Raw genomic sequence first — 22,331 nt, 5'->3', positions numbered from 1 at the left:
GGCTCCCCCGGCGCCCCCACCAGCACAATCGCGCCACCCGCACAATGTGCCCATGGAAAATGGATCCGCCCGAGACGACCGACACGGCCGAGCCGCCCGAGCCGAACCCCAAGACCTCCGCGCCGCCTGGCACCGGACCGCCACCGCCGCCGGCGCCGACCGCGATCCCGGCCCCTACGCCGACCGGCTGCTCGCCGCCTGGGCCGAACCCCAGCGCCGCTACCACTCCACCCCGCACCTGGCCGCCGTACTCGCCCACATCGATACCCTGGCCGACCACGCCGCCGACGCGACCGCGGTCCGCCTCGCCGCCTGGTTCCACGACGCCGTCTACCGCCCCGACCGCTCCGAGAACGAGGAGCGCAGCGCCGCCCTCGCCGAGCGCGCCCTGTCCGAACTCGGCGTCGACGCGGCCCGCACCGCCGAGGTGGCCCGCCTCGTCCGGCTCACCGTCACGCACGACCCGGCCCCCGGCGACACCGACGGCGAGGTGCTCTGCGACGCGGACCTCGCGGTCCTGGCCGGGACCCCGGACGCCTACGCCGCGTACGCCGCCGCCGTCCGCGAGGAGTACGGCTTCGTCCCCGACGACGCCTTCCGGGCCGGCCGCGCGGCCGTACTGCGCCAGCTCCTCGCCCTGCCCCGGCTCTTCCGCACCCCGTACGGCGCCGCGCACTGGGAGGCCCCGGCCCGCGCCAACCTCGCCGCCGAAGCCGAGCGGCTCCACCCTCTTGCCACCTGAGCAACGCGTCACATAACACCGCACAAGGGAATCCGTGGGAATGCGGGCGCGTTCCGCTCGGTTGGTGCAAGGCATGCCCGTCGTAGCCGAACGCACCCGCATGCCCGTCGCCGTGTACATCCTCGGCCTGTCCGTCTTCGCGCTGGGGACCAGCGAATTCATGCTGTCCGGGCTGCTGCCACCCATCGCCGACGACATGGGCGTCACCATCCCGCAGGCGGGCCTGCTCATATCCGCCTTCGCGATCGGCATGGTCGTCGGCGCCCCCCTGCTCGCCGTGGCCACCCTGCGGCTCCCCCGCCGCACCACCCTCGTCTCGCTCATCAGCCTCTTCGGCCTCGGCCAGGTCGCGGGCGCGCTCGCCCCGACCTACGAGCTGCTCTTCGCCTCCCGCATCGTCTCCGCCCTCGCCTGCGCGGGCTTCTGGGCCGTCGGCGCGGCCGTCGCGATCGCCATGGTCGAGCGGCACCAGCGGGCCCGCGCGATGGCCGTCATGATCGGCGGCCTGTCCATCGCGAACGTCCTCGGCGTCCCGGCGGGCGCCTTCCTCGGCGAGCAGCTCGGCTGGCGCTCCGCCTTCTGGTCCGTCGGCGCCGCCTCCGCCATCGCCCTCGTCGGCATCCTCGCGCTGATCCCGCCGATCCCGCTGCCCGCCGAGAAGCCCCGCCTGGTGCGCGAGCTGCGCATCTACCGTGACCGCCAGGTCTGGCTGTCCATCGGGGTCACCGCGCTCGCCGCGGGCGGCGTCTTCTGCGCGTTCAGCTACCTCTCGCCGCTGCTCACCGAGGTCGCCGGACTGGACTCGGCCTGGGTGCCGTGGATCCTCGGCCTCTTCGGCATCGGCGCGCTCATCGGTACGACGGTGGGCGGGCGGGTCGCCGACGCGCACCTCTTCGGGGTGCTGCTCTGGGGCATCGGCGCCTCCACCGTCTTCCTGACCGCGCTCGCGCTGCTGGCCTCCGCGCAGGTGGCCGCGATCGCGCTGGCGTTCCTGCTGGGCTTCTCCGCCTTCTTCACGGCCCCGGCGCTCAACGCCCGCATGTTCAACGTGGCGGGCGCCGCCCCGACCCTGGCCGGGGCGACCACCACGGCCGCCTTCAACCTCGGCAACACCGGCGGCCCCTGGCTCGGCGGTACGGTCATCGACGCGGGCTGGGGCTTCGCCGCCACCGCCTGGGCGGGCGCCGCCATGACGGTCACCGCGATCGCCCTGGCCGTCGTGTCCCTGCGCCTGGAGCGGCGTACGCCGTCCCGCGCGACCCACGTCGTCACCTCGTCCGGGGCCGTCCCGGCCCCCGCCTCCACCCCCGCCCCCGCCTCCACCCCCGCCCCGGCCCTGCACGAAGACCGGGTCTAGCGCGGCGCGCCGCATCCGCTGCTCACGCGGACGGGCGGCCCTTGGGGCGGCGCAGGCCCGCCGCCGTGATGCGGCGGACGATCTCCTTGCTGCCCACCTCGACGGCCCCCGCGCGCACCGCGTCCGCGTACCGGTGCGAGGGGACGTCGTAGTGGTCGCGCTCGAAGGCCCGCTCCGGGCAGCCGATGGCCGCCGCGAAGGCGTGCAGCTCCTCGAACGAGACGTCGCTGACCAGGTGCGACCACATACGGCCGTGCCCCGGCCAGGTCGGCGGATCGATGTAGAGGGTCACCCGCGCCCGGCCTAGCGTCCGAGGACGGGGCCGAGGCCGCCCACGGCGGCCACCTTCACGCCCTGCTTCCCGCACACCCAGTGCGGATCGGGCCCGAGCTCCGGGTCCACGTCCATCGCGTGGAGATCGGAATGCGAGCAGACGGGGCACAGCGGCCAGCGCCCGTGCTTCTCCAGGAGCGCGTCCTGCACGTCCTGGGCGACGAGCCCGGCGAGGTAGTCGGCACCCTCCGGCCACTGCTCCGCCCACCAGCGGCGGTGCGTGACCGAGTCCTCCACGAGGGAAACGACATCGGCGTCGGCGACCTCACCCGCTATGAGGTCGGCGAGTACGAGAGCACGGGCGGCATGCAGCGCCTGTTCGAGGGGGGTCGCGTGGTCCATACGAGTCATTGTGGACCCCTGGCGGGTAAGTGGCGAAGGTCCCCCGGTCAGGTGCCCCATGGCGCCTTGACGCCCGCGAGCGCCTGAAAATATCTTTCAGAGGTGAGCGAAAAACAGAAGGAAACTTTCAGCCAGACGCCCGCCGCCTTCTCCGGCTCCGCCGCCGTCTCCGGCACCGTCACCGTCTCCGGCCCCGCCGCCATCCCCGGCCCCGAGACCCTGCGCGCCAAGGTCCGCACGCTGGGCCCCTCGATGACCCGCTCCATGCTCGTCGTCGCCGAGGCCGTCGCCGCCGACCCGGCCGACTGCTCACAGCTCACCGTCACCGCGCTCGCCGCCCGCACCGGCACCAGCGAGGCCACCGTCGTCCGCACCGCCCGCCACCTCGGCTACCCCGGCTACCGCGACCTGCGCCTGGCCCTCGCCGCCATAGCGGCCCGCCAGGAGTCCGGCGCCTCCCCCGCCCTCACCGCGGACATAGCCGTGGACGACCCGATCGCGGACGTCGTCGCCAAACTCGCCTACGAGGAGCAGCGGACCCTCGCCGAGACCGCCGCGGGCCTGGACCACGCCCAGCTCGCGGCCGCCGTCACCACGCTGGCGAGCGCGCGCCGCATCGACATCTACGGCGTCGGCGCCTCCGCCCTCGTCGCCCAGGACCTCGCGCAGAAGCTGCTGCGCATCGGCCTGATCGCCCACGCGCACAGCGACCCGCACCTCGCCATCACCAACGCCGTCCTGCTGCGCCCCGGCGACGCGGCCGTCGCGATCACGCACTCCGGCACCACCGGCGACGTGATCGAACCGCTGCGCCACGCCTTCGAGCACGGCGCGGCCACCATCGCCGTCACCGGCCGCCCCGGCGGCCCGGTCGCCCACTACGCCGACCTCGTGCTCGCCACCTCCGCCGCCCGGGAGACCGAGCTGCGCCCGGCGGCCATGTCCAGCAGGACCAGCCAGCTGCTCGTCGTCGACTGCCTCTTCGTCGGCATCGCGCAGCGCTCCTTCGCCACGGCCGCCCCCGCCCTGGCCGCCTCGTACGAAGCCCTCGCGCCCCGGCACCGCGCCACCACCCCCGGCACCCCCCGCCCCTCCAGGGGCGCCTCGAACGCCGGCGAGGCCGGACTTCCCGCCCCCGGCACCGGAGGCCCGACCACACCGGGCCCGCCCAAATCCGGCCCGCCCGGCGCTTGAGGGCCCGCCGGAGGCGACGACGGCCACAGAACACCCGCACCCGCAAGGAGCCACCCATGCCCAGCACCAGCGACCTCCGCGAACAGCTGAACACCCTCACCACAGAGGCCTTCCGCCCAGAGCTGGCCGACATCGACCGCCTCCCCACCTACGACCTCGCCCGCATCATGAACGCCGAGGACACCGCCGTCCCCACGGCCGTCGCCGCCCAGCTCCCCCGGATCGCCACCGCCATCGACGCCATCGCCGAGCGCATGGCCCGCGGCGGCCGGCTGATCTACGCGGGCGCCGGCACGGCCGGCCGGATGGGCGTCCTGGACGCGAGCGAGTGCCCGCCCACCTTCAACACCGACCCCGGCCAGGTCGTCGGCCTCATCGCGGGCGGCCCGTCCGCCATGGTCAAGGCCGTCGAAGGCGCCGAGGACTCCGCGGCCCTGGCCGTCGAGGACCTCACCGCCCTCGGCCTGAGCGCCGACGACACGGTCATCGGCATCTCGGCCTCCGGGCGCACCCCGTACGCCATCGGCGCCGTCGAGTTCGCCCGTACGCGCGGCGCCCTGAGCGTCGGCCTGTCCTGCAACGCGGACTCCGCGCTCGGCGCGGCCGCCGAGCACCCCATCGAGGTCGTCGTCGGCCCCGAGCTGCTCACCGGCTCCACCCGCCTCAAGGCGGGCACCGCGCAGAAGCTCGTGCTCAACCTCATCTCGACGATCACGATGATCCGGCTCGGCAAGACCTACGGGAACCTGATGGTCGACCTGCGCGCCTCCAACGAGAAGCTGCGCGCCCGCTCCCGCCGCATCGTCGCCCTCGCCACCGGCGCCCCCGACGAGGAGATCGAGGCCGCGCTGACCGCCACCGACGGCGAGGTCAAGCACGCCGTCCTCGTCCTCCTCGGCGGCGTCGACGCCCCCGCCGCCGCCGCCCTGCTCACCGCCTCCCGCGGCCACCTGCGCGAGGCGCTCGCCGCCGCCCGCCCGGCCACCGCCTGACCCGCCGGCCCCACCACTCCCGACCCACCCCACCACCAGGGACCCTCACCATGTCCACAGACAAGAACCGCGCCACCGCCGCCGCGATCCTTCCGCTGGTCGGCGGCCCCGCCAACATCACCTCGATCGCCCACTGCATGACCCGCCTGCGGATCGGCCTGCGCGACCGCGCCCTCGTCCAGGACGAGGCCCTCAAGGCCCTCCCCGCGGTGATGGGCGTCGTCGAGGACGACACGTACCAGATCGTCCTCGGCCCGGGTACGGTCGCCCGCGTCACCCCGGAGCTGGAAGCCCTGGTCGCCGAAGAGCGCGCCGCGGCCCCCGCGCCCGCCGCCGCCCCGGCCGCCCCCCACCCCGTGACGGCCGACGAACTGGCGGCCCAGGGAGAAGCGCTCAAGCAGGCGCGGAAGGCGAAGAACTCCACCCCGTTCAAGCTCTTCCTGCGCCGCGTCGCGAACATCTTCGTCCCGCTCATCCCGGCCCTCATCGGCTGCGGCATCATCGCGGGCCTGAACGGCCTCCTGACCAACTTCGGCTGGCTGCCCGCCCTCGTCCCGGCGCTCGCCGCCATCGCCTCCGGCTTCATGTCGCTGATCGCCGTCTTCGTCGGCTTCAACACGGCCAAGGAGTTCGGCGGGACCCCGATCCTCGGCGGCGCCGTCGCCGCGATCATCGTCTTCCCGGGCGTCGCGAAGATCGACGCCTTCGGCCAGCACCTCTCCCCCGGCCAGGGCGGCGTGCTCGGCGCCCTCGCCGCCGCGCTGCTCGCCGTGTACGTCGAGAAGTGGTGCCGCAGGTGGGTCCCCGAGGCCCTCGACGTGCTGGTGACCCCCACCCTCACCGTGCTGATCTCCGGCCTGGTCACCCTCTTCGGCCTGATGTTCCTCGCGGGCGAGGCCTCCCGGGCCATCGGTACGTTCGCCACCTGGCTGCTCGCCTCCGGCGGCGCCTTCGCCGGGCTGGTCCTCGGCGGGCTCTTCCTCCCCCTGGTCATGCTCGGCCTGCACCAGGCCCTGATCCCGATCCACACCACCCTGATCGAGCAGACCGGCTACACCGTCCTGCTCCCCATCCTCGCCATGGCGGGGGCGGGCCAGGTCGGCGCGGCCATCGCGGTCTACTACCGCCTCCCGCGCAACGGTTCGCTGCGCCGCACCATCAAGTCCGCGCTCCCGGCCGGTTTCCTCGGGGTCGGCGAACCGCTGATCTACGGCGTCTCGCTGCCGCTGGGCCGCCCCTTCGTCACCGCCTGCGTCGGCGGCGCGGCGGGCGGGGCCTTCATCGGCCTCTTCAACCAGCTGGGCGTGGCCTTCGGTTCGACCGCCATCGGCCCCTCGGGCTGGGCGCTGTTCCCCCTGCTCAACGGCAAGGCCGGGCTGGGCGTGACCATCGCGATCTACGCGGGCGGGCTGGCCGTCGGCTACGCGGTCGGCTTCCTGGCCACCTACTTCTTCGGCTTCACGCGCCGGATGCTGGTGGACCTGAACACCGACCCGGAGACGGAGACGGCGCCGGACCCGGCCGCCGCCGGGACCACGACCTCGCCGGTCCCGGCGACGGAACCGGCGCTGTCATAGCCCGTACGGCATGAGCGTCACCGCGCCGCGGCCTGCGCGGGCAGGTTGAACACGTTCCCCGGCGAGACGATCTTCGTGATCGTCTCGCCGAAGGCCGTACTGGGCTCCCCGCCCTTGTAGTTGACGTCCGTGTTCAGCACGGCCACCAGCGTCGCCTTCGCCTCGGGGAGGTAGATGGTCAGCGACTCGTAGCCCGGCAGCGACCCGTTGTGCCCGGTCCACCCCTGCACCTTGAAGATGCCGAGGCCGTAACCGGCGCCCGGGATCGTGGTCGGGACCACGGCGAGCCGCTGCTTCTGCGTGGCCGCGCTGACCATGGCCTTCCCGTCGGGGAACACACCCGTGGCGACGGTGGGCGCCCAGGTCCGCAGGTCGTCGAGGGTCGAGATCATCGCACCGGCCGCCCAGCCCCACGAGGGGTTCCAGTCGGCCGAGTCCTCCAGCTTCCCGCCGGCGGTCTGCACCGTGTAGCCCTGGGCGTGCGGCTCCGGGAATTCGGCGCCCTTCGGGAAGAGCGTCTTGTGCATGCCCGCCGGGGTGAGGACGTGCTCCTGGATGTAGTCCCCCAGCTGCTGCCCGCTCTCCTTCTCGACCACCAGGCCGAGCAGGATGAGGTTGGTGTTGCAGTAGAGGAAGTCCGCGCCCGGCGCGAAGAGCACGGGGTGCTTGAAGGAGTAGGCCAGCAGCTCCTGCGGGGTGAACGGCTTGTCGGGATTGGACGTCAGCGCCTTGTAGAAGCCCTCGTCAGCCGAGTAGTTGAAGAGCCCGCTGCGCATCTCCGCGAGCTGGCGCAGCGTGATCTTGTCCCCGTTCGGCACGTTGCTGACGTACTTGCCGATCGGATCGTCCAGCCCGACCTTGCCCTGGTCCACCAGCTGGAGCAGGGCCGACACCGTGAAGGTCTTGGTCTCGCTGCCGATCCGCGTGTACAGGTCGGTGGACATCTTCTGCCCGGTGGCCTTGTCGGCGACCCCGAAGGTGCGGACGTACTCGCCCTTGTCCGGAGTCCACAGCCCGACGGCCACCCCGGGCACCTTCGAGTCGCGGAAGAGCTGCTGGAGGGCCGCGTCGAGCTGCTTCGTCACGGCCGGGGTGAGTTCCCGTACGGTCCCGGGCGCGACCGGGGGATCGGTCGCGGCGGCGGCCGCCGGTACGGACGCCCGCTCCGCGAACGCCACCCCGCCCGCGACCGGCACCAACAGCGTCCCGACCGCGACGGCGGTCACGGCCCCCCTGCGCAACCGTATGGACGAGTGCGTCATGGCACGACTCCTGCCGACGAGGACAAACCCGACATCCAGCGTAGGCCGTCAGGGGTGGGCACGCTCGTGCAGGACGGCCGCCAGCCGCATCGCCGTATCCAGATTGCACCGGCCGAGATCGACGAGCGGAAGCCCGTACGTGCCCGCCGCCGACACCCCGTCCACGTCGAGGGACGGGAACACCACGCCGACGCCGTCGAGCGCCTCCCTGAGCTGCACCACGGCCTCCTCGGCCGCCCGCATCCGCTCCCGGGGGGTCATCACCATGACATGTCACCTTCCACTCTGAGTAATCAACTTCCGCACACAGAGTGGCGATCGGCTCGCTAGCCTTTCAATGCGGACACCTCAACAACGGCACGTGTTGTCCAGGGAGTTGCCATGCCAGGTAAGAGCCTCGACCCCTCCTCCTCACCCCGCGCCCTGCTGGGCGCCGAACTGCGCGTGGCCCGCGAACGCGCGGGCCTCAGCCAGGCCGAACTCGGCGAACCGCTGTTCGTCAGCGGCTCGTTCATCGGCCAGCTGGAGGCGGGTACGCGGCGCATGCACATCGATTTCGCGCGGCAGATCGACCAGATCCTCAACACGGGAGGGTTTTTCGAGCGCAACTGCGGGGCGGCGGCCAAATCGAGGTACCCGGATCACTTCGCGGCGGCGGCCGAGGCCGAGGCGCTGGCGACGGGAATCCGGGAGTACGCGCCGCTGATCATCCCGGGGCTGCTGCAGACGGAGCGGTACGCCCGAGAGGTGTTCCGCGCCTACCAGCCCACAGCCCCAGAGGCGACCATCGATGAGCTGGTTACGAACCGACTCGCCCGATCCGCCCTGCTCAACGACCCAACGACGCCACTGTTGTGGTGCGTGATCGACGAGGCTGTCCTCCGCCGGGCAGGCGACCACAAGGCGGTGCTGGCCGAGAACCTGCGCCACATCGCGACACTGATCCGGTCGCACCGGATCATCGTGCAGGTGCTCCCGTTCAGTGCGGGTGTGCACGCGGGCCTATTGGGCTCCCTCAAGCTGATGTCCTTCGAGGACGCACCCCCGCTGGCATACGTCCAAGGCATGGGAACGGGGCAGCTATTCGACGATCCGGCCACGGTCGCCCACCACACCCTGACTTACGATCTCCTCACGGCCAATGCGCTGTCGCCGCGCGAATCCCTGGCCATGATCGAGTCGGTGGCGGAGGATTTCGAAGATGACCAGCACTCCTGAGTACGACCTGTCGACGGCCCGGTGGCACAAGTCCAGCTACAGCGGTGGCGACGGTGGCGAGTGCCTGGAGATGGCCACCTGGCGGAAGTCCACCCACAGCGGCGGCGACGGCGGTGACTGCGTCGAGGTATTCGACGGCCACCCCGACGTCGTCCCCGTCCGCGACAGCAAGCGCCCCGACGGCCCCCACCTGACCTTCAACGGCCCCGCCTGGACCGCCTTCGTCGCCACCCTCTGACCGGATCACCCCATCGCATTGACGTCATGCGATGGGGCCGATGGCCCTCTGTCATATGCCACTAGCGTGTGCCACAGCCGTAGCCGAACGGAGTCACATATGGCGCTTCAGACGGTCCGCCGCAAGGCGCAGAGGGCACCATGGGGTGGAGGAGGCGACCCCATGACCGCTAGCTCCGCCAAGCGTCCGCAGATGACCCTCGATGACTTCGAAGCACTTGAGCGCGGCGCGCCCGAGACCGTGACGCTCGAATTCATTGCGGGAAAGCTAGAGGTCAAGCCTGTGCCTGACGGCGACCACGCAGAAATCATCCAGTGGCTGCTTCTGCACTGCATGCGACAACGCCCCGACCTGGCGCTCTACCTGGAGCAGGGACTGGCGGTCGAGCGATACCGCGCGGGACGCGCGCGCCCGGACGCATCGCTGGCCCCACGCCGCACGTTCGCGGGTAAGGGCGAATGGTCTGACCCCGGCCACGTCCTGATGGTCACCGAGGTGGCCTCCCACGACTCCGACACCGACAGCCGGGACCGCAATGAGAAGCGCGAGGCCTACGCGGCCGCCGGGATCCCGGTCTACCTGCTCATCGACCGGGACCGCCACACCTTGACCGTCTACAGCGAGCCCCAGGACGGACGGTACGTCCAGGACCCCGCCTTCGCGTATGGCGAGACCGTGGAGATCCCCGATCCCGTCGGCATCCGCCTCGCCACCGAGGAACTGAAGGACTTCGCGGAGTAGCGGCCCGACAGCCCGAAGGCCCGCGCGTGGTCTTCCACGCGCGGGCCCGGGACCTGGCCGTCAAGGGCCTCCGACCGGTCACAGACCGGCGGTGAACAGCAGCCGGTTCGGGCTGCTCTTGCTCACGCTCTTCAGGACGTCCTTGGTGGACTCGTCGTCCAGGAACTCGGCGAGCTCCGCCGGGGTGGCGGTCGGGTGCGCCTGCTTGTAGAGGACGGCGACACCGGCGACGTGCGGGGAAGCCATGGACGTGCCGTCCAGCGCCACGCTGCCGCCGCCGAGCTTGGCGGAGACGATCGCCTGGCCCGGTGCGTACAGGGAGACGCACCGGCCCCAGTTCGAGAAGTCGGTTTCCTCGTCGTACTTGTTGGACGCGGCCACCGTCACCACCCTCTGCGCACTGGCCGGGGAGACGTTGCACGCGTCCTTCGCGTCGTTGCCCGCCGCGAGGACCGGCAGCACGCCCGCGTCGGACAGGGCCGTGGCGGCGTTGTCCACGGCCGCGGACTTGTCCCCGCCCAGCGAGGCGTTCAGCACCGCCGGCTGCTTGGCGTTCTTGGCCACCCAGTCCAGCCCGGCGATGATCCCCGAGTACTCGCCCTTGCCCTCGCAGTTCAGCACGCGGACACTGACGAGATTGGCCTTGCGCGCGACGCCGTACGTCTTGCCCGCGACGGTGCCCGCGACGTGCGTGCCGTGACCGTTGCAGTCCGCGCCGTTGCGTCCGTCGCCCACCGCGTCGTAGCCGAAGGTGGCGCGGCCGCCGAACTCGTCGTGGTTGTAGTCGATGCCGGTGTCGAGGATGTAGGCGGTCACCCCGGCGCCGTTGCCCTGCGTGGTGAAATTGTTGTCGAGCGGGAGTTCCTTCTGGTCGATCCGGTCGAGCCCCCACGAGTTCGAAGGGGCCCGCGTGCCCGGCGCCGCGGACCGCGTCGGTACGGACTGCACCTTCGCGTCCTCCTCGACCGACTTCACCCCGAGGGAGTTGCGGACGATCGTCAGCTGGAGCGGGGTCAGCGGGACCGCGAAGCCGTTCATCGCCTTGGTGTAGATGTGCGTCGCCTTCAACTCCAGCCGCTTCGCGACCTTCTCCGCGTCCTGCCCCTTCTCCAGGGTGACGATGTACTGGCCGGGCACGGCATTGGCAGCGGTGAAAAGGGGCGCCGGGGTCGGCTCCGGGGCCGCCGAGGCGGCCGTACCGGCCGCGACCGCGGGGACGGTGAGGAGCGCGGCTGTGGCCAGACGTGCGAGCAGGCGCATGGAAGAACTCCCTGACGGGGTCGGTATGGGGGTGGGGGTGGGGGTGGGCCGCACCCGCGACACCTGGTGAATCCGCGGGTACGGCCCTCCCTCCCATCGGTCCCACGACCGGCCGCCTTGAACCAGCGCCCCTCGCGTGGCCGAGCGTCCGGGAGACCGCCGCCGCGCCCGCTCCCACAAGCAGCAGAAACGAAAATCCTCTTGTGTCGCCGGGGTTGTGCCCCGGGCGACCCCGATCCGCCCCGGCCCGCACCACCCACGACCGGCCCCACCAAGATCACCCGTACGGCCCGCCACCGCCCCGGGGGGCGCACGGTCCGTGCGCTCTCCGTGCCCCCGCCACACCCCCGGACGTCTTTGACCTGCCCGGCCGCCCGTGGTGACCTCGGCCCATGCGCAACCCCCTGAACCGTGCCCGTGCCCTGTCCCTGGCCGCCGCCGTCCTGGCCGCCGTCGCCGCCCTGCCCGGGTCGGCGGCCGGCGCCGCCCCGCGCGACCGCGACCCCGTCCCGCACGCGGCCCCCGTGGAACAGCACCCGCTGTACATCGTCACCGTGGACAAGGCGTTCGACCCGGCGGAGGTGGCCCGCAGGGCCGGGGTCAAGCGGCCGCACGTCTACCACACGGTGCTGAACGGCTTCGCCGCCCCGCTGAGCCCCACGCAGGTCACGGCCCTGCGCGCGATGCCGGGCGTGGAGGCCATCGAGGAGGACGGCCGGGCCGCCGCCTCGGGCGGCTTCTGACCCCGCCGCGCCGGGGGCCGCGCCGGAGCGGCCCTCAGCGGCCCCGGAAGACGCGCAACCGCGCGACCTCGTACGACATCTCCGTCACCCCGGGCTCCGGCGCCGGGTGGTACCTGCCCGCCGAGACCGAGAGGTTGACGATGAGGTAGGCGGACCAGCCGCGGCCCACTCCCCTGCCGTCGCTGAAGACGCGGGCGCCGTTGATCCACCAGATGACCGAGCTCCGCCCGAACTCGACCTTCAGGTCGACCCATCCGCCGGGCCGGATCGCGGGATCGCGATAGTAGCGGTGGGCCTCCCGGACGTGGTTGGAGAGCTCCAGCAGGTCCGGGTTGTCGGGGTGGTATTCGAAGACATCGATCTCCTGGCCGCCGTCGCGCCAGGTCCAGATGGCGGGCCAGGCGCCCCGCTCCGCCGGCAGCTTCACCCGGGCCTCCAGCACATCGCCGGTGCGCACCGCGAAGCCCTCGTCGCTGCCCTCGGTGGTGAGCAGCCCGCTGTCCCAGTCGCCGTCGGGGCGCAGCGTCGCCCGGAAGACCCCGCCGCGGCTGTAGGCGGGGTCGGTGACGAGGTGGTCCAGCTTGTTGTCACCGGGGTTGACCGGGCCGCCGTCGGGATACGCCCAGGAGCGGCCGGCGACCCATTGGGTGGGAGAGGTGAAGTCGGCGGTGAAGACGGGAGTGCGCCGCGGGCGGGTCAGGCGCCGCAGCCGTTCGAGCATGTCCGAGACCATGCCGGAGATCTGCCCGCCCGGAGCGCGCCCAACACCCGCGTTCTCGCTCAGAGTAATCACATGACAACTCTGAGCGTTCAGGCGTGCGTTCCCCGCACCGCCTCGACGAAGGCCCGGATCAGTTCGGGGGACTTCACCCCGCGCTCGCGCTCCACCCCGCTGGACACGTCGACGCCCCACGCCCCGGTCGCCCCGATGGCCTCCGCCACCGAGCCCGGGGTCAGGCCGCCCGCCAGCAGCCAGCGGCCCTCGGGGGCCTTGAAGTCCGCCGAGCCCCAGTTCCACGGCTTGCCGGAGCCCGGGTCGGGGGCATCGAGCAGGAGCAGGTCCTCCCCGTACTCCCCGCAGCGCGCCACGTGCTCGGCGGTGGCCCGCAGCAGGGTCCGGCCCTCGGCGCGCAGGGCCTCGTAGTACTCCGGACCCTCGTCCCCGTGCAGCTGGACCCCGCGCACGCCGCTCTCCTCGGTGAGCCGGCGCACCTCCTCCACCGGCTGGCCCCGGAACACCCCGACCGTGAGCACCCCCGCCGGGACCCGGGCGGCCAGCTCGCGGGCGGTGGCGGCATCGACCGTACGCGGGCTGCCCGGCGCGAAGACGAACCCGATGGCATCGGCCCCGGCGCCCACGGCCACATCGACGTCCGCCGCGGTCCGCAGCCCACAGATCTTGATGAACACGTCAGTCATGCCCCGCAGTCAACCACCCCGGGGAGCCGGACGGGCCGTGCGGGTCAGGCCACGGCGCCGAGGATCGGCGCCCAGACCGGGCCGGTGAGCGCGGCCACGGCCTGCTCCTCGGAGAGCGGGGGCGCGGGCCGGGTCGGCTTCGGGGTGTCGGCGCCGCTGCCGCCGCCGGTGCTGTTCCACTGCACGATCTGCAGCTGAGCGCCGGTCGCCTTGAGGGTCACCGTCACCGTCCAGCGGTGAGCGGTGTCGGCACCCGCCGGGTGTTCGGCCGCGGCCTTCTCGGACATCACCAGGGCCCCGCCGGGGATCGCGGCGCTGCTGGGCAGCTCGCGCAGCGCGCAGGTGTCGCCCTTGGGGCGGGCGGGCGTACGGTCGCAGCTCAGCCCGTCGCCGTCGCCGAACGGCAGCTTGAGCCGCACGGCCGAGATGCCGACGTAGGCGGCGCCGTGCCCGTCGTCGAGGACCAGGCCGCCATTGGCGACGTATCCGCCGGACGGATCCGAGGGGTTGTTGCTCTGTCCTTTGGTCTCGCTGAACCGGCCCCCGGGGAAGGTCTGTTCCAGGGCCTGGACCATCTGGTCGCCGGTGATCGCGGAGCGCGGCATCGCCAGCGCCACCGGTTCGATGTCGGATCCCCCGGCCCGGAGTCCGGCGAGCACGCCGGGGGCCAGCAGGCCGGCCGCCGCGATCGCGGCGCAGGCGCCGACCCCGGCCATGGCGGCGGCGGCGCGCCGGCGCCGACGGCGGCGCCCGTGCGCGACGGCGGCGCCCACGAGCGCGGTGAGATCGGGATCGAGGGAGTCGGTCGTGCGGTCCAGGGCCTGTGCGAGGTCTGCTTCGAAGGGCATGCTGGCGTCACCTTTCTCTGTCGCTGATGGGGGCGGTGCGGCGGTGCTCAGTGCGGAATCAGGTCGGACAGGCTCTCGCCGAGCAGCGCGCGCACCCTGCCGAGTGCCCGGGTGCCCTGGGAGCGGACCGCGCTGCTGCTCAGCCTGAGCATCTGGGCGGTCTCCTCGATGCTGCGGTCCTCCCAGTAGCGCAGCAGCAGCACCGCCCGGTCGCGGGGCGGCAGTTGGCCCAGCGCGTCCAGCAGGGTCAGCCGCAGCGCCGTGTCGGGGCCGGAGCCCGCGCGGTCGGGCATGTTCCCGAAGGGGCGCTCGCCGGTGCTGCGGCGCCGCCGCAGGCTGAGGAAGGTGCGGACCAGAACCGTCTGGGCGTAGGCCACCGGGCTGTCCGCCCTGGCCACCCGCTTCCAGTGCACGTACACGCGGCTGAGGGTCTCCTGGACCAGGTCCTCGGCCAGGTGCGTGTCGCCTGCCGCGAGCACGTACGCCGAGCGGTACAACGCCTTCGCCCGCGCCGCCACGAACTCCAGGTACGCGTCCTCCTGTGCTGATTTCACTCGGCCCCCGCCTGTTCCCTCGTCCTGTGATCCGCGTGCATACCCCTCTTGACTACGCGGGGCGCCGGGATGTCGCGCGCCGCGGGCACCTTCTTTCGCACGCGGCCGCCGGGGAACGCGGCGCCCCCGGAAACGCCCGAGGGCGGCACCCCCCGGTGGGGAGTGCCGCCCTCGTACGAAGAACAGCCGATCGAACCGTGGCCGGAGCCGGGGTCGATCAGAAGTCCATGTCACCACCCGGCATGCCGCCGCCCGCGGGGGCACCGGCCTTCTCGGGCTTGTCGGCGATGACGGCCTCGGTGGTGAGGAACAGCGCGGCGATGGACGCGGCGTTCTGCAGAGCGGAGCGCGTGACCTTCGCCGGGTCGATGATGCCCTCGGCGATCATGTCGACGTACTCGCCGGTCGCGGCGTTCAGGCCGTGACCGATCGGCAGGTTGCGCACCTTCTCGACGACGACGCCGCCCTCGAGACCACCGTTGACGGCGATCTGCTTGAGCGGGGCCTCGAGCGCGAGCTTCACGGCGTTGGCACCGGTCGCCTCGTCGCCCGTGAGCTCGAGCTTCTCGAAGACCGCGGAGGCCTGGAGCAGGGCCACGCCACCACCGGCGACGATGCCCTCTTCGACGGCCGCCTTGGCGTTGCGGACGGCGTCCTCGATGCGGTGCTTGCGCTCCTTGAGCTCAACCTCCGTCGCGGCACCGGCCTTGATGACGGCCACGCCGCCGGCCAGCTTCGCGAGGCGCTCCTGGAGCTTCTCGCGGTCGTAGTCCGAGTCGGAGTTCTCGATCTCGGCGCGGATCTGGTTGACGCGACCCTGGACCTGGTCGCTGTCACCGGCACCGTCGACGATCGTGGTCTCGTCCTTGGTGATGACGACCTTGCGGGCGCGGCCGAGCAGGTCGAGGCCCGCGTTCTCGAGCTTGAGACCGACCTCCTCGGAGATGACGGTGCCGCCCGTGAGGATGGCGATGTCACCGAGCATGGCCTTGCGGCGGTCGCCGAAGCCCGGAGCCTTGACGGCGACGGACTTGAAGGTGCCGCGGATCTTGTTGACGACCAGGGTCGACAGGGCCTCGCCCTCGACGTCCTCGGCGATGATCAGCAGCGGCTTGCCGGACTGCATGACCTTCTCGAGGAGCGGCAGCAGGTCCTTGACCGAGCCGATCTTCGAGTTGACGATCAGGATGTACGGGTCGTCGAGGGACGACTCCATGCGCTCCATGTCGGTGGCGAAGTACGCCGAGATGTAGCCCTTGTCGAAGCGCATGCCCTCGGTGAGCTCGAGCTCCAGGCCGAAGGTCTGCGACTCCTCGACCGTGATGACGCCTTCCTTGCCGACCTTGTCCATGGCCTCGGCGATGAGCTCGCCGATCTGGGTGTCGGCGGCCGAGATGGAGGCGGTCGAAGCGATCTGCTCCTTGGTCTCGACATCCTTGGCCTGAGCCAGCAGGGCGGCGGAGACGGCCTCGACGGCCTTCTCGATACCACGCTTGAGGGCCATCGGGTTCGCACCGGCGGCCACGTTGCGCAGACCCTCGCGGACGAGCGCCTGGGCCAGCACGGTGGCGGTGGTCGTACCGTCGCCGGCGACGTCGTCCGTCTTCTTGGCGACTTCCTTGACCAGCTCGGCGCCGATCTTCTCGTACGGGTCCTCGAGCTCGATCTCCTTGGCGATGGAGACACCATCGTTGGTGATCGTGGGCGCGCCCCACTTCTTCTCAAGGACGACGTTGCGACCCTTGGGGCCAAGGGTGACCTTGACGGCGTCGGCGAGCTGGTTCATGCCTCGCTCGAGACCGCGCCGGGCCTCCTCGTTGAACGCAATGATCTTGGCCATCTGAAGTGGTCCTCCCGGACAGCGGTGGATTGCTCCCGGACCGCGCCCGCGCCCGCGACGGACGGCCTGCGTGCCCGGCGGTTTCTTCCCGCCGGACCCCTGGGCCTCACTGACCCGGTCCTCGTTTAGGTAGCACTCTCACTAGGAGAGTGCTAACGCCAATGATTAGCACTCGGCACCCTCGAGTGCAAGCGGCTTCGGGGAACACCCGGTGAACGGCGCGGCCTCCGGACGGGCCCGGGCGGGCCCTGGGACAGCTCCGGGCGGGCCCCACGTCGGCTCCGGACGGGCCCGGGGGCGGCTCCGGACGCACGAGGGGCCCGCATCCTGGTCTCAGGATGCGGGCCCCTCGCGTCGCGTGTCGGTGGTCGATCGCTCCGGCTAGCCGACTGCGAGCTTGACCATGTCCGCCTGCGGACCCTTCTGGCCCTGCGAGATCTCGAACTCGACCCGCTGACCTTCTTCAAGGGTGCGGTACCCGTCCATCTGGATGGCGCTGTAGTGGACGAACACATCCGCACCACCGTCGACCGCGATGAAGCCGTAGCCCTTCTCCGCGTTGAACCACTTGACGGTGCCCTGAGCCATGCCTAACTCCCCTATTACTGGCCCTTGCGCGGGACCGCACTTCGCGGTCCCGGGTCAGAACTTGCGCCGGAACGCCTCGACCGGGGCTGAATGTATCCGCACCGCTGCTGTCTGCAACAGGTCATTCCGACGAGAATTCTGGACACGCCAAAAGATTGAAATAGGGTGAAAACCTGGAATATTCCGGGGCAACTCGGGCCGGACAAAGCGCGCCAACTACCCATAGCGCGCTTGCATGTTGACTCAATGTCAACCCTTCCGCGACCCGTTCATATGCGGCGGGCAAGAACAGCGGCGGGGACTTCCCCAACTCTACCGCGCCCAATCAAGCAGAATTGCCCCCTCCGTTTCTTACCGGAGGGGGCAATTCAGGTTTTCGGCTCACACGAACCCGCGCGCGGGCCCGGCGCGGCGCCGACCCGGAAGGTCAGCCGCCCGCGACCGCGGGAATGATCGAGACGCCCACGCCGTCGGGCGTCGGGGTCTGCAGCCCGCTCTCGAAGCGCACGTCGTCGTCGTTGACGTAGACGTTCACGAAGCGGCGCAGCTTGCCCTGGTCGTCGAGCACGCGGGCGGCGATGCCCGGGTGGCTCTGCTCCAGGGAGTCGATGACCTCGCTGAGGGTGGCGCCCTCGGCGGAGACCTCCGACTGACCGCCGGTGTAGGTGCGCAGGATGGTGGGGATGCGGACGTTGACGCTCATGGCGCTACTGCCTTCCGGGGGTCGGGGGGTGGTCAGGCCAGCCCGGCGGCGCGGAACGCCTCCAGGCTCGGGCGGATGGTGGCGCTCTGGCCGCTGTCGGCGGCCACGGCCTCCAGGGTCTTGAGCCCGTCGCCGGTGTTCAGGACCACCGTGGTCAGCGCCGGGTCGAGCTGCCCGTTCTCGACCAGCTTCTTCGTCACGCCGACGGTCACGCCGCCCGCGGTCTCGGCGAAGATGCCCTCGGTCTGCGCCAGGATCTTGATGGCCTCGACGACCTGCTCGTCGGTGACGTCCTCGACGTAGCCACCCGTACGGCGGGCGATGTCCAGGACGTACGGGCCGTCGGCCGGGTTGCCGATGGCGAGCGACTTGGCGATGGTGTTGGGCTTCTGCGGGCGGACCACGTCGTGACCGGCCTTGAAGGCGGTCGAGACGGGGGAGCAGCCCTCGGCCTGGGCACCGAAGATCTTGTACGGCTTGTCCTCGACCAGGCCGAGCTTGATCAGCTCCTGCAGACCCTTGTCGATCTTCGTGAGCTGCGAGCCGGACGCGATCGGGATGACGATCTGGTCGGGCAGCTGCCAGCCGAGCTGCTCGCAGATCTCGTAGGCCAGCGTCTTGGAACCCTCGCCGTAGTACGGGCGCAGGTTGACGTTGACGAAGCCCCAGCCCTCGCCGAGCGGGTCGCCGATCAGTTCCGAGCAGAACCGGTTGACGTCGTCGTAGTTGCCCTCGATGCCGACCAGCTCGCCGCCGTACACACCGGCCATGACGACCTTGCCCTGCTCCAGGTCGTGCGGGATGAACACGCAGGAGCGCAGTCCGGCCCGGGCGGCGGCGGCGCCGACGGCCCCGGCCAGGTTGCCCGTGGAGGAGCAGGAGAGCGTGGTGAAGCCGAAGGCGCGGGCGGCCTCGACGGCGATCGCGACGACCCGGTCCTTGAAGGAGTGCGTCGGATTGCCGGAGTCGTCCTTGACGTAGAGCTTGCCGGTGAAGCCCAGCTCCTTGGCCAGGTTCTCGGCGTCCACGAGCTTGGTGAAGCCAGGGTTCAGGTTCGGCTTCGAGGCCACGTCGGCGGGGACGGGCAGCAGCGGCGCGTAGCGCCAGATGTTGTCCGGGCCGGCCTCGATCGCGGCGCGCAGCGCCTCGGGGTCACCGGTCGGAAGGTCGTATGCGACTTCCAGCGGACCGAAACACTCGGCACAGGCGAAAATGGGACCCAGCTCGAAGCGGGTACCGCACTCGCGGCAGGAAAGTCCGGCGGCGGGTCCGAGATCGACGGAGGTCGCGGCAGAGGTGGGGTGAGTCTGTACAGCCATGACGGCGAGGCCCTTTCTCCTCATCTTCCCCGTGGCGCACTTCGCCACGAGACGGATTTGGCACCTTCCCTAGCCGGGGACCTCGCTGACTTTGCAGAATCGCGAGACCGACTGGAGGGTTGCCGGGGCTTCAACGGGCCGTATCCCTCTGCCCCTCTGGATGAGCGGTATGGCGCGAACGCGCCTTGGCGGCGCACCCGTGCGTTTGTTCGTGGGGACCCCCGACATGCGAGGGGTCTCCGCGTTGTTCAAGACTGTAACCGAAGGCATGGGCGGTTGAGACAGCCGTCCGAACCGCGAGATGGATCACATATCGGCCATATCGATGGCCGGGTCACAACGGAATCAAGGAGTGCTGAAGGTGCTGGAAGAGGTGGAGCGCTGGCTGGGGGCCCGCTCCTGGTCCGCCACCGACCGACCGTTGGAGCAGCTCCTTTCGGCCAAGCGGGCATCGGGCGTCACGGTCAGCGTCGTCCTGCCCGCCCTTGACGAGGAGGCGACGGTCGGCGCGATCGTCGAGGTCATCCGCCGTGACCTCATGGCCCGCCTGCCCGTCCCGCTCGTCGACGAACTCGTCGTCATCGACTCCGGCTCGAGCGACCGCACCTCGGAGGTCGCCGAGAAGGCCGGCGCCCGCGTGGTGCACCGCGACGACATCCTGCCGCGGGTCCCGGCACTGCCCGGCAAGGGCGAGGTGCTGTGGCGCTCGCTGCTGGTCACCACGGGGGACATCGTCTGTTTCGTCGACGCCGACCTGCGCGACTTCTCGGCCACCTTCGTCTCCGGGATCGTCGGCCCGCTGCTGACCGATCCGGACGTGCAGTTCGTCAAGGCGATGTACGACCGCCCCCTCGGCGACGCCCCCGGCCAGGGCGGCCGGGTCACCGAGCTGGTGGCCCGCCCGCTGCTGAACCTGCACTGGCCGCAGCTGGCCGGATTCGTCCAGCCGCTGGGCGGCGAGTACGCCGTACGCCGCTCCCTGCTGGAGCGGCTGCCGTTCCCCGTCGGCTACGGCGTGGAGCTGGGCCTGCTGGTGGACGCGCTGCACACGGCGGGCCTGGACGCGCTGGCGCAGGTGGACGTCGGGGTCCGGCTGCACCGGCACCAGGACGGCCGGGCGCTGGGCCGGATGGCCGCCGCGATCTACCGGACCGCGCAGCTGCGGCTGTCGCGCGGGCACCTGGTGCGGCCGGAGCTGACCCAGTTCGAGCGCGGCCCGGACGGTTTCGAGCCGCGCACCTACCCGGTGGACACGGTGGAGCGGCCGCCGATGCGGGAGGTCGAGGAGTACGCCCGCCGGCGGGTGGCGTGACGGCGGAAGCGGCGGGCGCGGGTGGCAGGGGCCATGACGGTTGTCACGGTTTGAGCCCCGCGCCCGCGGGCTAGGTTGCCCGCATGGCCTCTCAGGTACTCGTCGCCGCCAACCGCGGCCCGCTCTCGTACGCCCTCGACGCCGACGGCACGCTCAGTGCCCGGCGCGGCGGAGGCGGTCTCGTCTCCGGTCTCTCCGCCGCCCTTTCCCGCCAGCCGGAGGCGCTGTGGATCTGCGCGGCGCTGTCCGACGCGGACCGCGAGGCGGTGCGGCGGGGGGTTTCCGAGCCGGGTGTCCGGATGCTGGACATCGATCCCGCCGTCTATGACGACGCGTACAACGCCATCGCCAATTCGGTGCTCTGGTTCACCCACCACCACCTGTACGACGTCCCGCGCGAGCCGGTCTTCGACGCGGCGTTCCACCGGGCGTGGGAGTCGTACGTCGCCTACAACCGCTCCTTCGCCGAGGCGCTGGCCGAGGAGGCGGAGCAGGGCGCGCGGGTCCTGGTGCAGGACTACCACCTGGCGCTGGTGCCCGGGATGCTGCGGGTGCTGCGGCCGGATCTGCTGATCGCGCACTTCACCCACACCCCGTGGGCCTCGTACGACTACCTGCGCATCCTGCCCTCGTACGTCCGCGAGGAGCTGCTCTGGGGGATGCTCGGCGCCGACGTGGTGGGCTTCCACACGCACGCGTGGGCCCGGGCGTTCCTGGACGCGATGACCCTGGACGACGGCCACGGGGTGGCCACGGCGGACGGCGAGGAGATCGCCCACCGGCGGCACGAGGCGTGGGGGGACCGGACCACCTCGGTCCGGGTGTTCCCGCTGGGCGTGGACGGCGACGAGCTGCGGAAGCTGGCCCACCGGCCGGAGGTGAACGACAAGCTGGCGGCGCTGCGGGCGGAGGTCGCGGGGCGCAAGGCCATCGTCCGGGTGGACCGCACGGAGCTGTCGAAGAACATCCTGCGCGGGCTGCTGGCCTACCGGGAGCTGCTGACGGTCCACCCCGAGTGGCGCGGCCGCGTGGTGCACCTGGCGTCCGCCTATCCGTCCCGGCAGGACCTGGCCGTCTACCGGTCGTACACGCAGGCGGTGAGAGAGCTGGCGGCGGAGATCAACACGGAGCTCGGCACGCCGGACTGGCAGCCGGTGCTGGTCTCGGTGGAGGACGACTTCGCGCGCTCGCTGGCGGCGTACCGGCTGGCGGACGTGGCGCTGGTGAACCCGGTGCGGGACGGGATGAACCTGGTCGCCAAGGAGATCCCGGTGGTGTCGGAGGCGGGGTGCGTGCTGGTCCTGTCGACGGGGGCGGGGGCGTACGAGGAGCTGCGGGAGGATGCGTTGACGGTGCACCCGTACGACGTCACGGAGACCGCGGCCGCGCTGCACGCGGCCCTGTCGATGCCGTCGGCCGAGCGGGCGGAGCGCACGAAGCGTCTGGCCGCCCACGCCACGGCCCTCCCCCCGTCGACCTGGTTCGAATCCCAGCTGTCGGCCCTGGCCGCGCCCTGACCCTCGCCCTCAAACGCCGGGCGGGCTGGAATACGCCCGCTCGGCCCGTGTACTGCCCTCAACCGCCGGGCGGGCTGAGGCTTTGCCCTCAAACGCCGGGCGGGCTGGTGTTGCCTCCGGCGGGCCCTCAAACGCCGGGCGGCTGAAATTGCCCTCCGGGCAATCCCCCAGCCGGGCACACCCCCAGCCCCGCCGGCGATTGAGGCGCCCCCGGAGGGCACAGCAAGCCGCA

General features: G+C 71.6%; 24 protein-coding genes and 1 riboswitch. Of the genes, 11 read left to right on the top strand and 13 right to left on the bottom strand.

What is annotated here, in order from left to right; translation table 11 throughout:
• Positions 1 to 52: 52 nt before the first annotated feature.
• Positions 53 to 742: an HD domain-containing protein gene (locus ABT084_RS12700; RefSeq protein WP_351041709.1), complete on the top strand. Its 690-nt coding sequence runs from the start codon at positions 53 to 55 to the stop codon at positions 740 to 742.
• Positions 743 to 842: 100 nt separating this feature from the next.
• Complete coding sequence (locus ABT084_RS12695) at positions 843 to 2,099, top strand: Cmx/CmrA family chloramphenicol efflux MFS transporter (protein ID WP_351041875.1); 1,257 nt, start codon at positions 843 to 845, stop codon at positions 2,097 to 2,099.
• A 22-nt stretch (positions 2,100 to 2,121) separates the two neighbouring features.
• On the opposite strand, the gene ABT084_RS12690 is transcribed toward ABT084_RS12695, so the two are convergent.
• Positions 2,122 to 2,391, bottom strand: a complete 270-nt coding sequence (locus ABT084_RS12690; protein WP_351041706.1) for a DUF4031 domain-containing protein — start codon at positions 2,389 to 2,391, stop codon at positions 2,122 to 2,124.
• Between the two features lie 11 nt (positions 2,392 to 2,402).
• Positions 2,403 to 2,774 carry a DUF8819 family protein gene (locus ABT084_RS12685; RefSeq protein ID WP_351041703.1) on the bottom strand — a complete coding sequence of 124 codons (372 nt, stop codon included), beginning with the start codon at positions 2,772 to 2,774 and terminating at the stop codon, positions 2,403 to 2,405.
• Positions 2,775 to 2,975: 201 nt separating this feature from the next.
• On the opposite strand from ABT084_RS12685, the gene ABT084_RS12680 reads away from it, so the two are divergent.
• From ABT084_RS12680 to ABT084_RS12670, 3 genes are read left to right on the top strand one after another with little or no spacing between them, the layout of a single operon-like run.
• Positions 2,976 to 3,968, top strand: a complete 993-nt coding sequence (locus ABT084_RS12680) for a MurR/RpiR family transcriptional regulator (RefSeq protein WP_502968920.1) — start codon at positions 2,976 to 2,978, stop codon at positions 3,966 to 3,968.
• 56 nt (positions 3,969 to 4,024) lie between these two features.
• Complete coding sequence (gene murQ / locus ABT084_RS12675; protein ID WP_351041700.1) at positions 4,025 to 4,960, top strand: N-acetylmuramic acid 6-phosphate etherase; 936 nt, start codon at positions 4,025 to 4,027, stop codon at positions 4,958 to 4,960.
• A gap of 50 nt (positions 4,961 to 5,010) precedes the next feature.
• The gene (locus ABT084_RS12670; protein WP_351041698.1) at positions 5,011 to 6,537 is read left to right on the top strand and encodes a PTS transporter subunit EIIC; all 1,527 of its coding nucleotides are present in this window, start codon (positions 5,011 to 5,013) and stop codon (positions 6,535 to 6,537) included.
• Positions 6,538 to 6,554: 17 nt separating this feature from the next.
• Here ABT084_RS12670 and ABT084_RS12665 read toward each other — a convergent pair whose 3' ends face one another.
• Entirely contained in the window at positions 6,555 to 7,799 is a 1,245-nt protein-coding gene (locus ABT084_RS12665) for a serine hydrolase domain-containing protein (RefSeq protein WP_351041695.1), read from the bottom strand.
• Positions 7,800 to 7,847: 48 nt separating this feature from the next.
• The gene (locus tag ABT084_RS12660) at positions 7,848 to 8,066 is read right to left on the bottom strand and encodes a hypothetical protein (protein WP_351041692.1); all 219 of its coding nucleotides are present in this window, start codon (positions 8,064 to 8,066) and stop codon (positions 7,848 to 7,850) included.
• Positions 8,067 to 8,180: 114 nt separating this feature from the next.
• On the opposite strand from ABT084_RS12660, the gene ABT084_RS12655 reads away from it, so the two are divergent.
• From ABT084_RS12655 to ABT084_RS12645, 3 genes are all read left to right on the top strand, one after another.
• The gene (locus ABT084_RS12655) at positions 8,181 to 9,017 is read left to right on the top strand and encodes a helix-turn-helix domain-containing protein (protein ID WP_351041690.1); all 837 of its coding nucleotides are present in this window, start codon (positions 8,181 to 8,183) and stop codon (positions 9,015 to 9,017) included.
• Complete coding sequence (locus tag ABT084_RS12650) at positions 9,001 to 9,255, top strand: DUF397 domain-containing protein (RefSeq protein WP_351041687.1); 255 nt, start codon at positions 9,001 to 9,003, stop codon at positions 9,253 to 9,255. The genes ABT084_RS12655 and ABT084_RS12650 overlap by 17 nt, the downstream gene beginning before the upstream one ends.
• Before the next feature lie 162 nt (positions 9,256 to 9,417).
• Entirely contained in the window at positions 9,418 to 9,996 is a 579-nt protein-coding gene (locus tag ABT084_RS12645) for a Uma2 family endonuclease (protein ID WP_351041684.1), read from the top strand.
• A gap of 78 nt (positions 9,997 to 10,074) precedes the next feature.
• Here the strand turns inward: ABT084_RS12645 and ABT084_RS12640 are convergent, their stop codons facing one another.
• Positions 10,075 to 11,256 (bottom strand): S8 family peptidase, encoded by a 1,182-nt coding sequence (locus ABT084_RS12640; protein WP_351041682.1) that lies wholly within the window; start codon positions 11,254 to 11,256, stop codon positions 10,075 to 10,077.
• Positions 11,257 to 11,648: 392 nt separating this feature from the next.
• Between ABT084_RS12640 and ABT084_RS12635 the strand changes: the two genes are divergently transcribed.
• Positions 11,649 to 11,999, top strand: coding sequence for a protease inhibitor I9 family protein (locus ABT084_RS12635; RefSeq protein ID WP_351041679.1), 351 nt, complete (start codon positions 11,649 to 11,651; stop codon positions 11,997 to 11,999).
• A gap of 34 nt (positions 12,000 to 12,033) precedes the next feature.
• On the opposite strand, the gene ABT084_RS12630 is transcribed toward ABT084_RS12635, so the two are convergent.
• The 8 genes from ABT084_RS12630 to thrC all read right to left on the bottom strand — a co-directional run bounded on the left by ABT084_RS12630 (position 12,034) and on the right by thrC (position 19,270).
• Positions 12,034 to 12,732: a LamG domain-containing protein gene (locus tag ABT084_RS12630; RefSeq protein ID WP_351041873.1), complete on the bottom strand. Its 699-nt coding sequence runs from the start codon at positions 12,730 to 12,732 to the stop codon at positions 12,034 to 12,036.
• A gap of 77 nt (positions 12,733 to 12,809) precedes the next feature.
• Positions 12,810 to 13,418, bottom strand: coding sequence for a phosphoribosylanthranilate isomerase (locus ABT084_RS12625; protein WP_351041676.1), 609 nt, complete (start codon positions 13,416 to 13,418; stop codon positions 12,810 to 12,812).
• 44 nt (positions 13,419 to 13,462) lie between these two features.
• A complete protein-coding gene (locus ABT084_RS12620) occupies positions 13,463 to 14,266 on the bottom strand; it encodes a hypothetical protein (protein ID WP_351041674.1) in 804 nt (267 codons plus the stop codon).
• Between the two features lie 47 nt (positions 14,267 to 14,313).
• Complete coding sequence (locus tag ABT084_RS12615; RefSeq protein ID WP_351041671.1) at positions 14,314 to 14,820, bottom strand: SigE family RNA polymerase sigma factor; 507 nt, start codon at positions 14,818 to 14,820, stop codon at positions 14,314 to 14,316.
• 217 nt (positions 14,821 to 15,037) lie between these two features.
• Complete coding sequence (groL, locus tag ABT084_RS12610; protein ID WP_351041668.1) at positions 15,038 to 16,660, bottom strand: chaperonin GroEL; 1,623 nt, start codon at positions 16,658 to 16,660, stop codon at positions 15,038 to 15,040.
• Between the two features lie 381 nt (positions 16,661 to 17,041).
• Positions 17,042 to 17,248, bottom strand: a complete 207-nt coding sequence (locus ABT084_RS12605) for a cold-shock protein (protein WP_003967346.1) — start codon at positions 17,246 to 17,248, stop codon at positions 17,042 to 17,044.
• Positions 17,249 to 17,675: 427 nt separating this feature from the next.
• On the bottom strand, positions 17,676 to 17,951 hold the full coding sequence (locus tag ABT084_RS12600) for a ubiquitin-like small modifier protein 1 (protein ID WP_351041665.1): 276 nt from the start codon (positions 17,949 to 17,951) through the stop codon (positions 17,676 to 17,678).
• Between the two features lie 32 nt (positions 17,952 to 17,983).
• Entirely contained in the window at positions 17,984 to 19,270 is a 1,287-nt protein-coding gene (gene thrC / locus ABT084_RS12595; RefSeq protein WP_351041662.1) for a threonine synthase, read from the bottom strand.
• Between the two features lie 17 nt (positions 19,271 to 19,287).
• Positions 19,288 to 19,437, bottom strand: a riboswitch (SAM riboswitch).
• A gap of 194 nt (positions 19,438 to 19,631) precedes the next feature.
• Here thrC and ABT084_RS12590 point away from each other — a divergent pair.
• Both ABT084_RS12590 and ABT084_RS12585 read left to right on the top strand, forming a co-directional pair.
• Complete coding sequence (locus ABT084_RS12590; RefSeq protein WP_351041659.1) at positions 19,632 to 20,582, top strand: glucosyl-3-phosphoglycerate synthase; 951 nt, start codon at positions 19,632 to 19,634, stop codon at positions 20,580 to 20,582.
• Between the two features lie 83 nt (positions 20,583 to 20,665).
• Entirely contained in the window at positions 20,666 to 22,099 is a 1,434-nt protein-coding gene (locus tag ABT084_RS12585) for an alpha,alpha-trehalose-phosphate synthase (UDP-forming) (RefSeq protein ID WP_351041657.1), read from the top strand.
• The last annotated feature ends 232 nt before the right edge of the window (positions 22,100 to 22,331 follow it).

Source organism: Streptomyces sp. NPDC002138 (assembly GCF_040296485.1).
Taxonomy (GTDB): domain Bacteria; phylum Actinomycetota; class Actinomycetes; order Streptomycetales; family Streptomycetaceae; genus Streptomyces.
The sequence above is the reverse complement of the archived record's forward strand: the minus strand, read 5'-3'. Positions and strand labels throughout refer to the sequence as shown.